We start from the raw sequence: 15,008 nt of genomic DNA, 5'->3' as shown, positions 1-15,008 counted from the left end.
CAGTGTCCACACAACCCCTCAAGTTGCTGTTTTTGTTGACTGGTAACCGCAATCCACAACCGATCGGTCGAGGCCGGAGGCACGGATGCCGGCCAGCCGGCAGGCGGCGAGCACTGTGGCGCGAACGATGACTGTCGGACAGTACAGCTCCTTGCCGTACCACAGTGGAGGGTGCTCCCGTGTTGCGGATTCGTGCAGGTAGGCGTGCCCACGCGCCACGGCCTCGTCGACCCGTGGCACCGTCGTCGGCACCGTCAACAGCACCTGGAGGGCGTACGCGGTCTCCTCGGTGGTGCCGTCCCACCGCCCCCACGAACCGTCCGGGCGCTGGCTGTTCAGCACCCAACCGGCCGCCCGATCCACCGCCTCGGCGGCGGCCGCGCCCCGCCCAGACTCGGCGAGCGCCAGCACACAGCAGGCGGTGGCGTAGTACGGCGAGGCGTGCCACCGGTCCTGCCAGGCGCCGTCCGCGCGCTGACGCCCGGTCAGCACCACGCTCAGTCGGTCGACCGCCCGGTGGTAACGCGCGCCCGCGTGCGGGTGCCGGGCCAGGTGGTGGCCGAATGCGTCCAGCACGTGGGCGTTCGTGGTGACGGAGAAGCCATCCTCCCCCGGCCAGGTGCAGAAACCCTCACCCGTCTCGTACGCCCACAGGCTGGCCGGATCCGCCGGACGGCCGAGCCGGGCCAACGCGCCGAGGGACACCGCTGTGGTGTCGGCGTCGGTCGGGAGGCCGTCGCCGGTGGCGATGCCCTGGCCGGCGGTGGCAGCGGTCAGGCTCTCCAGGACGACGGCCGGTGGGTCGATCGTGAACCCGGCGCGGGACAGACCGTTCAACACCCAGGCCCGCTCGAAGACGGTGATCGGTGCCGGACAGGGCACCGGGCCGCCACCGTCGCGGATCAACGCCCGCAGGAAGGCGTACGCGGCAGGGCCCACGGCCGGGCCGGCCACGGTCAGCCAGGCCGCGGTCGCGGCGGGTGAGGCGCCGACCGCGGTGAGCGTGCGGCCGGCGTCGCTGGGTACCGCGTCCAGGATCTCGTAGAAGTGGGCCAGCTTCGGTGGCAGCGGCGCTCCGGCGGCCACCGCGCGGCGCACCGCGCGCAGCCGATCCCGGTTGAGCCCGGGAGGCAGCGGCAACGGCGGGCGGGCCAGTCGAGCGGTGGTGGCCCGCCCCGGCCCGGCGAGCCGGTCGTTGATGGTGTCGACGAGCGCCGGAACGATGAGGTCCAGCGCGGGGGTGTCCGGCAGGGTCCGGGCGTCGCTGGGGAGCAGCGCGTCGGCGAGGGCGTCGAGCCCTCGGGCCGCCGCGGCGAGCACCGTCGCTCCGGCCCGGCCGCCGGCAAGTGCCGCGAGCAGCGCGTCGGTGGCGCTCAGCGTCGGCACCAGGGCGTACCCCTCGGGTGGGCCCCACGCACCGTCCGGGCGCTGACTGCGCAACAGGAACGCGATCCGCCGGTGGTGCCCGTCGAGCCAGGGGGCGACGGCGACCAGCCGCCCGGTCTCGTACACCGACGCGGCGACCTGCCCCCACGGCCGCAGACCAAGGCCGGCGATCAGGTCGCGGGCGGCGTCGGCGACCGGGGCGGCGGTCGGCGCGTCGGCGAGGACCCGGGTGGCGCAGTCACTCATCGCGTACCCCCCAGAAGTCCGACACCTGGTAGAAGCCGCCGGTGAAGGAGATCTGCCGGTTGAGGTAGTCCGCCTGGCGGGGGCACCTGTCGGCGAGAGCGGCCAGATCCCCCCGGGACCGGGCGGTCAACTCGGCCAGCCGGTCGTGCACCTGCGCCGGGTCGTCGACGAGCGAGAGGGCGTTGAGGTCACCCCACTCGGCGTCGCGTACCTGCGTGGCGAGGTCGTTGACCAACCGCAGCACCCGCTGCACCCCACGCCCGGCGTCCAGCAGGTCGGTCAACTGGGCGAGGGTCCGCTCGTCGCCGGTGGCGATCCAGTGGGTGACGTTGACGAAGCTGCTGCCCGAGTTGTCGGCGTTCTCCAGGTAGCGGTCCAGGTCCGGCAGGCGTCGCCCGGTGGTCGGGTCGGTCGGCAGGTTCTTCCAGTCCCACTCCCGGGCCATGGCGGCGAGCATCCGGGCCAACTCGTCGCGCCAGATCGGCCGCAGCCGCGCGAACGCCGGCACGGTGGCCAGCTCGTCGCGCAGGTCGGCAAGCAGCCGGGCCAGGTGCCGCCCCGGTGGCGGCGCGGCGCCGTCGGCCACCGCCAGGCAGTCGGTCACCACCTCCCGGACGTCGTCCACGGACCGGGCGAGGTAGTCGACCTGCCAGTCGACCGCGAAGACCCACAGCACGGTACGCGTGGTGATCCGCAGTTCGGCGGCGGTGTGCCAGGGCGCGACGACTGCGACCGCGCTGGCCACCGAACTGAGCATCGCCGGGTCGAACGGCGCGGCGTCGAACAGCTCGGGGTGGGCGGCGGTGACCTGTTGAAGGTCGCGTACGCCCCGGACGGCGAGCGCGCACACCCGGCCCTGCTCGGCGACCGTGTCCTGACCGGCCCGCGCCGGTCGCGGGGTCTCCGTCACGACGCGACCGGGCGCTCGACCGGGGTGAGGATGACCTCGGCGCGCTGCTTGGGTTGCAGCGAGGCCCCCAGTCGGGGGGTGAGGTCGACCGGCTCGCGCAGCCGGAAGCGGTAGCGGCTCAACACGGTGCTGACGATGAGCTGGGCCTCCAGCAGGAACAGGTACTGCCCGAGGCACTGGTGCGGGCCCCCGCCGAACGGGAAGTAGGAGTAGCGGTAGCGCCGCCGGGGCAGCTCCGGCGCGAACCGCTCCGGGTCGAAGAGCGCCGGGTCGGTCCAGAACGTCGACATCCGCTGGGTGACGTACGGGCTGACCAGCACGGTGCCGCCGGCCTTGATCCGCGCCCCGCCGAGCACGTCGTCGCCGACCGCGGTGCGGGGGATCATCCAGCCGGCCGGGTAGAGCCGCAGCATCTCGTCGAGCACCATCCGGCCGTAGCGCAGCTGAGGCAGGTGCTCGCGGCCGACCCGTTCGGCGCCGACCACCCGCTCGATCTCGTCGGTCATCCGCTCAGCCACGTCGGGTCGGGACTCCAGCACGGGCCAGAGCCAGGAGAGCAGGGCGATGGTGGTCTCGGTGGCGGTGGAGAACATCGCGACCACGTCGCCGCGGATCGCGTACTCGTCGGGTTCGCTGCCGTCGGCGCGCGGCCGGCAGAGTGTGGAGATGATGTCGTCACCCTCGCCGGGGTGGGCCCGGGCCTCCCGGATGATCGGCAGCACCACCTCGTCGATGGTGCGCACCGCCTCGCGGAAGGGCCGGTCGCCGGGCATCGGCACCGCGTACGGCACGGCGGGCATCAGCAGTCGAGGCAGCATCGCGGTGGTGAGGGTGTCCAGCGCGGCGCTGATCCGCAGCGCGTCGGGGACCGAGATCCGGTCGGCGAAGAGCACCCGCATGGTGGTGCGCAGGACGATCCGGGTCAGCTCGCCGCCGCCGTCGATCGGACGGCCGGCGCGGGCCGGTTCGAGCCACTCGTCGACCGCCTCGTTGATCGCCTCGGCCATCTTGTCGACGAGTGTCTCGGCCCGTTTGGCGGTGAACAACGGTTGCAGCGCGCCTCGGCTGGACTCCCAGATCTCACCCTCGGCGACCAGGATGGCGTCACCGACGATGCGGCGTACGGGTCGCCAGAGCAACCCGTCGCCGTCCCGGGTGTAGTTGGCAACGTTGTCGCGCAGAACGCGTTGCAGGTGCTCAGGATGGCTGACCAGATAGGGGCGGAACGAGCCGAGGTTGAGCCGGACGACGTCACCGCCGGCGTCCTGCGCGAAGTCGACGAGCGCACCCAGCGGATCACGGGCCAGCGCCGGGAGAACGCGTCGTAACGGGATCGTCCGAGGCTCGGTGCGGACGGTGACGGGGCGCGCCTCGGACACCTGCGACATCGAACCACGTCTCCTCGTCGCCCCGACGACCTCAGCGGTCCACTTCGGTCGGGCAGGCTGATGAAACTTTCACCTTCTGGGCCGACGGAAGCATCTCACCAAACGAGGGGCACCTCCAGACTTGCGGAGAGCGCAATTTCCATCTAAGGGCGTGCACACTCGTCGATGTCCCAGGTCGAGCAAATCCTGAATGGACGTTCAGGTCCGGCATCACGACGGGCGAGCGACCAACCACCGGGACGGCCGGAGCCGCCGCCGCCCGGCCGTGACCTCGACACCAGCCGGCAGACGTCGGTCTGCCCGGTGCGTGCACGTGACCCGGGACGCACCGGTACCCCCGAATCCGGGCGACGCCCGGCACCCTGTGCCAGGCTCTGTGACATGGACGACAAGACCATCCTGAACCGGATCTCCGAGCTGGTCGACGAGGAACACAAGCTGCGCGCCGAAGCGCAGGCCCACGAGTCGGGCACCGAGGGCGAGGCCAGCGAGCGACTGCGCGCCCTGGAGGAGTCGCTCGACCAGTGCTGGGACCTGCTACGCCGCCGACGGGCCGCCCGGGAGACCCACGGCGACCCGGACGCCCAGGGCGAACGGCCCAAGCCCGAGGTGGAGCGCTACCTGCAGTAGCCGACGTGGCGGGTCGGGCGCTCCGGCCGCCCGACCCGCTCCGATCAGCGCAGACCCGCCTCGCGCAGCAACTCCCCGGTCAACAGGCCGGGGTCGACCTGCTCGGCGGGGAGGCCCCGGGCCGCGAACCAGGCACCGACCACCCGCACGTCGCGGGCCAGGAACTCCGGCCCCTGCGGGTTCGCCACCACATCGACCACCTGCGGCAGGTCGATCACGACCAGCCGCCCCCGGTGCACGAGCAGGTTGTACGGCGACAGGTCGCCGTGCGCGTAACCGGCCCGAGCCAGCACCCGCAGCGCCTCCACCAACTGGGCCCACAGGTCACTCAGCTCCGTCGGGCCGGGCCGCAGCTGGGCCAGACGGGGTGCCGCCTCCCCCGACTCGGCGTCACCGACGAACTCGAGCATCAGCTCGGTGCCCCGCAACTGCACCGGGTACGGCACGGCGATCCGATCGTGCCCGGCGCCGATCTCCCAGAGCCGGCTCAGCGCGGCGAACTCGGCCGCGGCCCACTGCCCGGCGATCATCTGCCGGCCGAACGCCGTCCGGCCGGCCATCGCCCGGTTCTCCCGGGACCGGCGCACCCGACGGCCCTCCAGGTAGCCGGCGTCGCGGTGGAACAGCCGGTGCTCGGGATCGCGGTAGCGTTTCACCGCGAGCAGGCAGGACCTGTCGGTGTCGGGCACCGCCCGGCGGACCAGGTGGACGTCCGCCTCCTTGCCGGTCTTCAGCACACCCAACTCGGAGTCCTTGGCGGCCAACTCGGTGACCAGCCAGGCCGGGTGCGGCTGTGGCCCGTGCACGGCGTCGTCCCAGGACGACCAGCGCTCACCGGTGTCCGGGTCGGGCTCGCTGTCCGGGTCGGCGAGCGGCTCGCTCGGCCGCCCGCGCTTCAGAAACTGCGGTTCGTCGTCGTCGAAGCGGCTCTTGCCGCGGGTCCGGCGCTCCAGCGCCGGAAGGTCATGATCGCGCACTGTGGTGAGGTTCCCTTTGTCGAGGCTGAGATAGGCAGCTGGAAGCGACCTGCGAAGACGGCCATGACCGACCCCCTCTCCTCGACCGGGCGCACGCCCGGGATGCACGATGCGCGGACAATGCTCGTCGTCGCACCACGCGTGGTCAACCGAATTACCGCCTCAGCGGGCGAGGACGGTGGCGACCGCGGCGATCAACCCGTCCACGGTGCGGCTCGGCGCGAACCGGACGTCCGACCAGGTGCGCCCCCGGTGCAGCCATACGCTGGGCAGCCCGACGGCGGCGGCACCGCCGATGTCGGCCTCCGGGCTGTCGCCGATCACCCACGCTCCCCGTAGCGGCATCCGGACCCGCTGGGCGGCGAGCGCGAAGATCCTCGGGTTGGGTTTGCTGACGCCGGCCTCCTCGGAGATCACCCAGTCCGCGACGTACTGGTCCAGCCCGGTACGGCGAATCTTGGCGTCCTCGACGCGTACCGTGCCGTTGCAGACCACCACCGGCACCCAGCCGGCGTCGTCGGCGATGCGCAGCGCGCAGGCGGTCAGCGGGTCGAGCCGGGTCTGCGCCACCACCCCGTCGTGCAGCTCCTCCACCAGGTCGATCGAGGGAATGCGCAGCTCGTAGCGGTCCCGGATGGCGTCGGCGAGGTCCCAGCGGTCGGTCAGACCGTCGGCGTCGATCGAGACCAGCCAGTCGATGTCGGTGTGGGGCGCGCCGATGCTGTCCAGGAAGCGCTCACCCCAGCGGCGGAACGGCCCGGCCCGATCCAGCAGGGTGTTGTCCAGGTCCAGCAGGAGCAGTGGCACTCGGGCACCCTACGGGACCGACGTGTCCGCCAACAGATGCGGCGGGTATCGACCTGACGAAGGGCTCAGCCGGGCATCGACACCCGGGGGCCGCCCTGGTCCGAGCGCCGATCGACGAGCATCGAGTGGGCTGCCCGGGTGGCCGCGAGCACGGCGGGATCCAGCGTCGCCACGAGCACCGCCGGGCCGTCGTCGCCCCCGCGGGCCAGCACCCGTCCCTCGGGGTCGTAGATGGCCGCGCCGCCGTTGAACCGCCACGGGTCGACACCGCCGACCGCGTTGGCGAAGACCACGAACATCGTGTTGTCCAGGGCCCGCGCGGCGTAGTAGAGATCCCGGCGGTGCTCGGAGCCGGCCAGGTATCCGCTCGGGCACAGGTACGCGTGCGCGCCGTCGAGGGCGGCGGCCCGGCCGTGCTCGGGGAAACAGCCGTCGTAGCAGATGCCCAGCCCGAGCCGCCAGTCGTCGACGAGCAGGGTGGCACCTCGGTCGCCGGGGCTGAACAGCTCCCCTTCGTCACCCCACAACTGCTGCTTGTCGTACCCGACCCGCACCCCGCCGGCCCGGTCCACCACGAGTGCCGCGATGGTCCGCCGGCCGTCGGGGTGCCGGACCGCCGCGCCGACAAGGGCGGTGACGCCGGCCTCGCGCGCCGCGACGCGCAGCGGGTCGAGCCGGGGATCCGCGACCATCCCGGCCGGGTCGGCCGCGACGTCCGTGCCGGCCGGGTCGGCGGCGAGGGCCGGCGGGTGGTACGCGCAGAGGAACAACTCCGGCAGGACGGCCACCCGGGCCCCTTGCTCACCGGCCTGGCGGACCAGGTCGGCGGCGACGACCGTGTTGCCGGCGACATCGCCCGGTGTGGGGGTGGCCTGGATGGTGGCCACGGCCAGCGGGGAGCTGGGCACGGTGTGGGGCTGGGTCACCGGGCGATCGTAGTCGGCGCCATCCCAAGCCGTACGTACGGTTTGCGTGCCCCGGGGTGACCTGCGACGATCGGCAGGTGCCCAGAGTAAGCCAGGACCAGCTCGATGCGCGGCGGCAGGAGATCCTCGCCGCGGCCCGGGCGTGTTTCGCCCGGCTCGGCTACGAGGGAGCGACCGTACGCCGCCTCGAGGAGGCCACCGGCCTGTCCCGTGGCGCGATCTTCCACCACTTCCGCGACAAGGACTCGCTCTTTCTGGCCGTCGCCGAGGACGACGCCGCGGCCATGGTCGAAACGGTGGCCCGCAACGGTCTGGTGCAGGTGATGCGCGACCTCCTCGCCCGTGCCGTCTCCCCGGACACCACCGGCTGGTTGGGCAGCCAACTGGAGGTCTCCCGTCGACTGCGCACCGACCCGGCGTTCGCCAAGCGCTGGGCGGAGCGGTCCGCCGCGATCGCCGAGGCGACCCGTGACCGGCTGGCCCGCCAACGCGACGCCGGAGTGCTCCGCGAGGACGTCCCGATCGACGTGCTGGCCCAGTTCCTGGAGCTGGCCTACGACGGCCTGGTGCTGCACCTGGCCATGGGCCGACCGGCCGGCGACCTGGGCCCGGTGCTCGACCTCGTCGAGGAGGCGGTCCGCCGGCACTGACCGCGCACACCGGTCCGTCGACCGTGGCGCGGCTGCTCCACAATGGGGCCGCCGATCCCTCCGGTGACAGGAGCAGCCGATGACCGTCCACGCCGCGTCCGGCGACACCTGGGGCATCTCCGGCCCGACCTTCCTCCGGTACTACATCGTCGCGGCCATCGTGGTGGTGGCGATCGTGGCGTACCAGCGGATCCGTCTGGCGGCCGGGTCGAACGCCGCCATGACCGCCGAGCCCCTCGGCCCGCAGCAGGTCGCGTACCTCAACGGTGGCCCCCAACTCGCGGTGCACGCGGCGCTCGGCGGGCTGCGCGGCAGCGGGGCGGTCGGCGTACGACCGGACCGTCGACTGACCACCGTCGGTGCCGCGCCGACCGGGCTCACCCCACTGGACCAGGCCATCCACTGGGCCGCTCACCAGCACGCACGCGTCCGGGACCTGCCGCAGGACGAGCGCGTACGCGTCGCGCTGCACCAGATCCGCAACGGCCTGGAGAGCGCGGACTGCTCACCGACGACGCGCAGCGCGCCCGAGCCCGCTTCTGGGCCACGCTCCTGATCGCCCTGCTGGGTCTCGGTGTGCTCCGGTTGGTCTCCGGCCTGTTCAGCGGCCGTCCGGTCGGCTACCTGCTGCTGACCCTGGTCGCGCTCCTGATCGTCACGCTGGTGCTGCGCCGGGTCCCGATGCTCACCCGAGCCGGTCGGGCCGCCCTGCGTTCCGTCCGCAGCCAGCACACCCACCTCGCTCCCGCCTCCGCGCCGGCCTACGCCACCTACGGAGCGGCCGGCGCGGCGATGGGCGTGGCCCTGTACGGCACCGCCTCGCTCTGGGCGCTCGACCCGGGCTTCGCCGAGCAGGCCGAGATCCAGCGCCAGGCCGCCGCCGGCAGCGGCTGGTCCGGAGGGTCCGACGGGTCCTCCGGCGGTGGTGACAGCTCCGGCTCGGACGGTGGCAGCTCCTGCGGCGGTGGAGGCGGGTGCGGTGGCGGGGGGTGCGGCGGATGACCGGCCCGTCCGGCGTCGGCATCGGCTGGCGGCCGGAGATCGCCGGTTTCGTGGCCGAGCTGCCCGGCCTGCGCTTCGTCGAGGTGGTGGCCGAGGGGGTGCCCGCCAGCGGGCCACTCCCACCCGGCCTGGCGCACCTGCGGGAACGCGCGGTGACCGTCGTACCGCACGGGGTGCGGCTCTCCCTCGGCGGCGCCGAGCCGGTCGACCCGGCCCGGGTCGCCCACCTGGCCGCGGTGGCGCGACGCCTGGACGCCCCGCTGGTCAGCGAGCACATCGCGTTCGTCCGGGCCGGCGGACTGGAGGCAGGTCACCTGTTGCCGCTGCCGCGCAGCCGGGAGGCCGTCGGCGCGGTCTGCGCCAACGTGGCCCGGGCGCAGGCCGAGCTTCCGGTGCCGATCGCGCTGGAACCGATCGCCGCGCTCGTCGACTGGCCCGACGACGAGCTGGACGAGGCGGACTTCCTCACCGAGATCCCCGACCGGACCGGAGCACTGCTGCTGCTGGATGTGGCGAACGTGCACGCCAACGCCCGCAACCGGGGCACCGACCCGCTCGCGTTGCTGGACCGTCTGCCGCTGGAGCGGGTCGCGTACGCCCACGTGGCCGGCGGTGCGGAGCACGGCGGTTACTACCACGACACCCACACCGACCCGGTGCCGGCGGCGGTGCTTGACCTTGTCGGCGCGCTCTGCGCCCGGCGACGACCGCCGGCGCTGCTGCTGGAGCGCGACGGCCACTACCCGCCGGCCGCCGCACTCCGCACCGAACTGGACGCCCTCGCCGCCGCCGCGGGCTTCCCGGCCATCACATGACGGCCGCCCCCGGCGGCGACCCCGCGCCCATCCCCCGCGCGGGCCTCGCCGAGCGGCAGGCCGAACTGGTCGCGGCGCTGGTGGCCGGCGGTGAGCCACCTGCGGGGTTCGCGCCGGGCCCGCTTGCCGCCACCCGCGCGGCCCTGCTGCGCAAGCGGGCCGGCGAGGTGGCCCGGCACTGGCCACTGCTCGCCGCCGGCCTCGGTGCCGACTGGTCGACCACCTTCGCCGACTGGGCGGCCCGCCGACCCACCGCCGGATCGCTACGCGACGGTTGGGACCTGGCCCGGACGCTGCACGAACGGCACGCCCTCCCCCCGGCCGCCGCCGAGGAGCTGGCCGTCCGGGAGGCACGCCTGCGCTACGACGGGCTCCGGGCGCCGCGCCCGCGTCGGGCGCCGGCGGTGGGCCGCGCCGGCGGCGCCGTCGCGGTGCAGATCGCCGGTCGGGTACGCCTGCTGCGCCCCGCACCACGGGCGTCCACCCGTGCTGGCGACAGCGTGCGGGATGCGGCAGGATCGGAGTTATGGATCTCGGACTGACCGACCGCGTCTACGTCCTCACCGGCGCCTCCCGCGGCCTGGGTTACGCGACCGCGCAGAGCCTGGTCGCCGACGGTGCGCGGGTGGTGCTCTCCGCTCGGGACCCGGAGGCGGTGGCCGCCGCCGCGAAGCGGTTGGGTGGCCCGGAGCACGCCGTCGGCGTGACCGCGGACCTGACCGACCCGGAGACCCCGGGGCAGCTCGTCGCCGTCGCCCAGGAGCACTTCGGCCGACTCGACGGCGCGCTGATCTCGGTCGGCGGCCCACCGGCGGGCAACGCCGCGGCGATCAGCGACGAGCAGTGGCGGCTCTCCTTCGAGACCGTCTTCCTGGGCACCATCCGCGCCGTCCGCACGATCGCCGCCGCGCTGCCCGAAGGCGGTGCGATCGGGCTGGTGCTCTCCACCTCGGCCCGTGGCCCGGTGCCCGGTCTGGGCATCTCCAACGGTCTCCGGCCCGGCCTGGTCGGCGCCGCCAAGGACATCGCCGACGACTACGGGCCCCGGGGAGTCCGGGTGGTCGGGCTGCTGCCCGGCCGGATCCTGACCGACCGCAACCGGGAACTCTTCGCCGCGACCGGCGACCCGGAGCGCGCCCAGGCCGAGGCGGAGGCCAGCATCCCGCTGCGCCGCCTGGGCGACCCGGGTGAGTTCGGCCGGGTGGCCGCGTTCGTGCTCTCCCCCGCCGCGAGCTACCTCACCGGGATCACCGTGCCGGTCGACGGCGGCGCGCTGCGCGGGCTGTGACACCCGAGTCGGTCGAGGCGCGGCGTTCCCGCCGGAGCCGGCCGACCCGCGCGGACCTGGCGGCGGCTGCGGACCTGACGATTCCCGACGTCCTCGCGCCCGGGCTGGCGGCGCTCTTCGTCGGCATCAACCCCGGCCTGTGGTCGGCCGCGACCGGGTGGCACTTCGCCCGTCCCGGCAACCGGTTCTGGCCCGCCCTGCACCGGGGTGGGTTCACCCCCCGACTGCTGCACCCGAGCGAGCAGGACGAGCTGCCCGCGCTCGGGCTCGGCATCACCAACATGGCCGCCCGGGCCAGCGCCCGCGCGGACGAGCTGAGCACCGGGGAACTCCTCGACGGCGCGGCCATCCTGACCGACAAGGTGGCCCGACACCGGCCGCGCTGGGTGGCGGTGGTGGGCGTGACCGCGTACCGGATCGGTTTCCAGCGGCCGAAGGCCGCCTTCGGGCCGCAACCGGAGACGCTGGCCGGCGCCCGGCTGTGGGTGCTGCCCAACCCGAGCGGCCTGAACGCGCACTTCACCCCGGTCACGCTGGGGCTGGCGTTCGCCGAGCTGCGGGTGGCGACGGAACTGCCGGACCGCCGCCCGCCGCCGACGACCCCCTGACCGCGCAGCCGGTCCGTCACCCGACGCGGGCGTGCTGCTCCGCGACCGGCGGGTCAGGTGGTCAGCGCGGTGTGCAGCCGGCGGGCCTCGGTCACCAACCGGCTCGTGCCGCCCCGCGCCGCCACGTCGGCAAGCCCCGGCAGCTCGATCCGGACGCCTGTCGCGCCGGCCGTCTCGGCTGCCAGGGTGAGCAGGTCCGGCGTGCCGCGGGGTGGAGTCGACCCGGCCAGCAGCGGCGGCAACGCGGCGGCGAGGAGCCGCCACACACTCGACCGGGCACCGGCCGCGACCGCGTCCCGCAGTGGCGTCACCGCCCGGGTCAGCGTCACCTGGTTGTCCGCCGCCAGCGCACCCAACCGCCCGCCGACGCCCGGCGCGTCCAACTCGCCGGCCGCCGCCACCATCAGCAGGGCGTCGAGGGCGGCGACCCGGTCCGCCTCGTGTCGCGCGCACAGCCCGTACGCCAGCGCCAGGTCGAACGCCGGCCCGCCGATGCCGGCGCACTCGGCGAGCTGCGGCAGGATCGCGGCGAGCCCGTCGGCGTCCTCCTGGGCGGCGCTGGCGACACCTGGCAACAGGCGGGCAGCGACCAGACCGCGATGCCCCGGCAGCAGCGCCGGCCACAGGTCGCTCCAGTCCGTGGGCCCCTGTCCGACGGCGCGGGCCGGCACGGTGAGCAGGCCGAGCGGGTCCGCCACGCCCTCGGGGGCGGTGGTGGTGACGACGGTGCGCCGCGCGGGTAGGCGGTCGTAGCCGAAGTCGTACCTGCCGTTGCGCTCACGCCGGCCGACCGCGACCACCTGCTGCACCGGCGCGGGAAGGGCGCCACCGCGCAGCCAACCGGCCAGTTCGTCGCCGGCGGCGGCACCGAGCGCCGCGGCGCGGGTCGCCACCGCGTCGTCCGCACCGACAGGCAGCCGCAGCAGGGCCTGGGTGAGGTCCCACCGCCACGCCGGCCGGTCGCCGAGCGCGACAAGCCGTTCGTAGAGCGTCGCCGGGTCGACGGCCCCGGTGCTCGACGTCGGGGCGGCAAGCAGCCCGGGGTCGTCCGAGCCGTCCAGCCGCTGCCCGATCTCCGCGAGTCGGGAACAGTAGATTCGCGTGAGCGGCGAGTGCGTGGACGGGTCGATGCTCGATCGGCGGCGCAGGAAGCGCTCGGACCAGGTCGTCCGCTGGCCGAGGATGCGGGACCACTGCTCGCGCCGGAGCTGAGCCCCCGCCGGGTCGGCGGCGGCCAACAGCACGCCGTTCAGTTGGGCCCTCAGGTTGAACGCCGACCAACTGCCGTGGTGCCCCTGGACCTCCGCGCGGCGCAGCACCGGCGACAGGGCGGCCGCCAGCCGGCCCCGTTCGGTGCTGGCCAACCGGACCAGCCCGTCGAGGACCCGCTCCAGCACCATCGCGGGCCAGTGCCGACCGAGCAGCCCGGAGACCTCCTCCGCCAACTCGTCCACGTCGGTGATCGGCGGCGGCACGGACGCCGGTGACACCGGCGGCGGCAGCTCGTCGCCGGCGACCACCACCACGACCTCGGCGACCGGTCGGTGGCCGTGCCGCTGGGCCAGCGCCGCCGCGCGGTCCCGCAGATCGGCGGAGGTCTGGGCGACGCCCGACGCCAGGACCTCGGCGATGTCGGCCGCCCGCTCGGGGCGCTGCCGGGCCAGCCGGTCCAACCAGGACAACTGTGCCCGTACCAGTGTCTTCTCCGGTCGGCCCAGCACGACCGGCGCGGTGTCCAGCACCGACTCGAGGTCCAGGTCGTTGCCCGCGTCACGCAGCGCCCGCTGCGCCAGCCCGGCCACCGGGCCCGGCGCGTCGGCGAGCAACCGCAGGTACGCGCTCGCCCGCGCCGTCACCTCGGCCGGTGTGGGTGCCAGCAGGTCGTGCAGGGTGAGGAACGGTCGCAGCGCGCCCGGACGGTCGCCGCGCAGCAGCCGGCCGAGAACCCCGTCGAGCAGCATCGACCGTTCGAGCCGCCCCTCGGTCGCGAGCGTCACCAACGCCGGGGCCACCCCCTGCCCGGCGCCGTTGAACGTCAGGTCGAGGCCGATCCCGTCGACCTCGAACAGTCGGGGCAACAGAGTGTCCAGGAACGGGTCGGCGCGGAGCCGGTCGACGAGAGTCTGCGGCTGCCTCTCGAACCGCGCCGTCCACAGCGACTGCGCCCACCCGGCGACGAACGCGTCCCCGGTGGGTGGCGTCGCCCGCTCGGCACGCAACAGCGCGGCGATGAAGTGCCATCCGCTCCAGGAGCGACTGCGGGGCAACCGCTCGGCCAGCCGGTATGCCACCTCGGCCAGCCAGGGCACGCCCCGCAGGCGGGCCGCCGCGATCACCGGCTGCGGGTCGACGTTGCCCAGCTCGACCGACCGCCGGCCGAGCAGGGCCGCGGTCTTGGTGGCGGTGCTCACCGTGCCCACCGCGGCCACCGCCAGGGCGGTCGCCTCCTTGTCCGCCCACCAGGTGTCCCGCCGACTCCGCACATGGGCCGCCAGCTCGTCGCCGAGCGCCCGTCGGGCCGGTTCGTCGAGTGTGCTCAGCAGCTCACCGACGGCGGACACGTTGCCGAGGCCCAGGCACCTCAGGAAGTGCGTCACGGCCGCACCTCCGTGACGGCGAGCGGGGCGCACGGCTGGAGGTGTCGGTACGTCTGCACGGCGCACACCGTAGAGCAGGCGACCGACACGCATCCGCGAGTGAGCGGTCGACAGGCCTCAGTTGGCGGCGGCCGGCGGCAGCACCTCGTCGGCGCGGTAGGTGCCAAGCGGCATGACCACCGGCTCCGGGCCGGTCGCGTCGACGAACGGGGTCGGCGAGTCGGCGACCGCGAACTGGGTCCGGTACAGCTCGGCGTAGAGCCCGCCCACCGCCACCAACTCCTCGTGCCGCCCGCGTTCGACGATCCGCCCACCGTCGAGGACCAGGATCTGGTCGGCGTCGCGCACGGTGGAGAGCCGGTGCGCGATCACCAACGCGGTACGCCCGGCCAGCGCCACCGACAGTGCCCGCTGCACCGCCGCCTCGCTCTCCGAATCCAGGTGTGCGGTCGCCTCGTCGAGGATCACGATCGACGGGGCCTTGAGCAGCAGTCGCGCGATCGCGATGCGCTGCTTCTCGCCACCGGAGAACCGGTAGCCGCGCTCCCCGACCGTGGTGTCCAGACCGTCGGGCAGCGCCCGAACCAGATCGGCCACCTGCGCCCCGGCCAACGCCGCCCAGATCTCGTCGTCGGTGGCGTCCGGCTTGGCGTAGCGCAGATTCTCGGCGATCGTCTCGTGGAACAGGTGCGAATCCTGGGTGACCACGCCTATCTCGTCCCGCAGGGAGGCGAGCGTCGCGTCGCGGACGTCCACCCCGCCGACGAGCACCTGCCCG

The 15,008-nt window shown here is 74.2% G+C and carries 14 protein-coding genes and 1 pseudogene; 7 read left to right on the top strand and 8 right to left on the bottom strand.

Features of this window, described 5'->3' with window-relative positions; translation table 11 throughout:
* Nucleotides 1–18: 18 nt before the first annotated feature.
* The 3 genes from ACWER9_RS27525 to ACWER9_RS27515 are packed head-to-tail and all read right to left on the bottom strand — an operon-like array spanning nt 19 to nt 3,876.
* Nucleotides 19–1,632: a prenyltransferase gene (locus ACWER9_RS27525; RefSeq protein ID WP_452304572.1), complete on the bottom strand. Its 1,614-nt coding sequence runs from the start codon at nt 1,630–1,632 to the stop codon at nt 19–21.
* Nucleotides 1,625–2,542, bottom strand: coding sequence for a terpene synthase family protein (locus ACWER9_RS27520; protein WP_452304571.1), 918 nt, complete (start codon nt 2,540–2,542; stop codon nt 1,625–1,627). The genes ACWER9_RS27525 and ACWER9_RS27520 overlap by 8 nt, the downstream gene beginning before the upstream one ends.
* Nucleotides 2,539–3,876: a cytochrome P450 gene (locus ACWER9_RS27515; RefSeq protein WP_452304585.1), complete on the bottom strand. Its 1,338-nt coding sequence runs from the start codon at nt 3,874–3,876 to the stop codon at nt 2,539–2,541. The genes ACWER9_RS27520 and ACWER9_RS27515 overlap by 4 nt, the downstream gene beginning before the upstream one ends.
* Before the next feature lie 435 nt (nt 3,877–4,311).
* On the opposite strand from ACWER9_RS27515, the gene ACWER9_RS27510 reads away from it, so the two are divergent.
* Complete coding sequence (locus ACWER9_RS27510) at nt 4,312–4,560, top strand: DUF2630 family protein (RefSeq protein WP_285797710.1); 249 nt, start codon at nt 4,312–4,314, stop codon at nt 4,558–4,560.
* Between the two features lie 44 nt (nt 4,561–4,604).
* On the opposite strand, the gene ACWER9_RS27505 is transcribed toward ACWER9_RS27510, so the two are convergent.
* From ACWER9_RS27505 to ACWER9_RS27495, 3 genes are all read right to left on the bottom strand, one after another.
* A complete protein-coding gene (locus ACWER9_RS27505; protein ID WP_452304570.1) occupies nt 4,605–5,537 on the bottom strand; it encodes a serine protein kinase RIO in 933 nt (310 codons plus the stop codon).
* Between the two features lie 162 nt (nt 5,538–5,699).
* On the bottom strand, nt 5,700–6,344 hold the full coding sequence (locus ACWER9_RS27500) for an HAD family hydrolase (protein ID WP_124821981.1): 645 nt from the start codon (nt 6,342–6,344) through the stop codon (nt 5,700–5,702).
* 65 nt (nt 6,345–6,409) lie between these two features.
* Entirely contained in the window at nt 6,410–7,270 is an 861-nt protein-coding gene (locus ACWER9_RS27495; protein ID WP_452304569.1) for a carbon-nitrogen hydrolase family protein, read from the bottom strand.
* Between the two features lie 77 nt (nt 7,271–7,347).
* On the opposite strand from ACWER9_RS27495, the gene ACWER9_RS27490 reads away from it, so the two are divergent.
* From ACWER9_RS27490 to mug, 6 genes and pseudogenes are all read left to right on the top strand, one after another.
* Nucleotides 7,348–7,920: a TetR/AcrR family transcriptional regulator gene (locus ACWER9_RS27490; RefSeq protein WP_030337284.1), complete on the top strand. Its 573-nt coding sequence runs from the start codon at nt 7,348–7,350 to the stop codon at nt 7,918–7,920.
* Nucleotides 7,921–7,999: 79 nt separating this feature from the next.
* Nucleotides 8,000–8,922 (top strand): annotated as a pseudogene (locus ACWER9_RS27485) (TIGR04222 domain-containing membrane protein).
* On the top strand, nt 8,919–9,737 hold the full coding sequence (locus ACWER9_RS27480; protein WP_452304568.1) for a DUF692 domain-containing protein: 819 nt from the start codon (nt 8,919–8,921) through the stop codon (nt 9,735–9,737). Before ACWER9_RS27485 ends, ACWER9_RS27480 begins: the two are co-directional and overlap by 4 nt.
* A complete protein-coding gene (locus ACWER9_RS27475; RefSeq protein ID WP_452304567.1) occupies nt 9,734–10,279 on the top strand; it encodes a hypothetical protein in 546 nt (181 codons plus the stop codon). The genes ACWER9_RS27480 and ACWER9_RS27475 overlap by 4 nt, the downstream gene beginning before the upstream one ends.
* Entirely contained in the window at nt 10,264–11,025 is a 762-nt protein-coding gene (locus ACWER9_RS27470; protein ID WP_452304566.1) for an SDR family oxidoreductase, read from the top strand. Before ACWER9_RS27475 ends, ACWER9_RS27470 begins: the two co-directional genes overlap by 16 nt.
* Nucleotides 11,022–11,633: a G/U mismatch-specific DNA glycosylase gene (gene mug, locus ACWER9_RS27465; RefSeq protein ID WP_452304565.1), complete on the top strand. Its 612-nt coding sequence runs from the start codon at nt 11,022–11,024 to the stop codon at nt 11,631–11,633. Before ACWER9_RS27470 ends, mug begins: the two co-directional genes overlap by 4 nt.
* A gap of 53 nt (nt 11,634–11,686) precedes the next feature.
* Here the strand turns inward: mug and ACWER9_RS27460 are convergent, their stop codons facing one another.
* Together ACWER9_RS27460 and ACWER9_RS27455 are read right to left on the bottom strand one after the other, a co-directional pair.
* A complete protein-coding gene (locus tag ACWER9_RS27460) occupies nt 11,687–14,230 on the bottom strand; it encodes a hypothetical protein (protein WP_452304564.1) in 2,544 nt (847 codons plus the stop codon).
* 117 nt (nt 14,231–14,347) lie between these two features.
* Nucleotides 14,348–15,008: ABC transporter ATP-binding protein (locus ACWER9_RS27455; RefSeq protein WP_452304563.1), on the bottom strand; the 661-nt coding region annotated here is incomplete at its 5' end.

The organism is Micromonospora sp. NPDC003944 (genome assembly GCF_053605225.1).
Note: the sequence above shows the minus strand (reverse complement) of the source record. Positions and strands in the feature narration are given on the sequence as shown.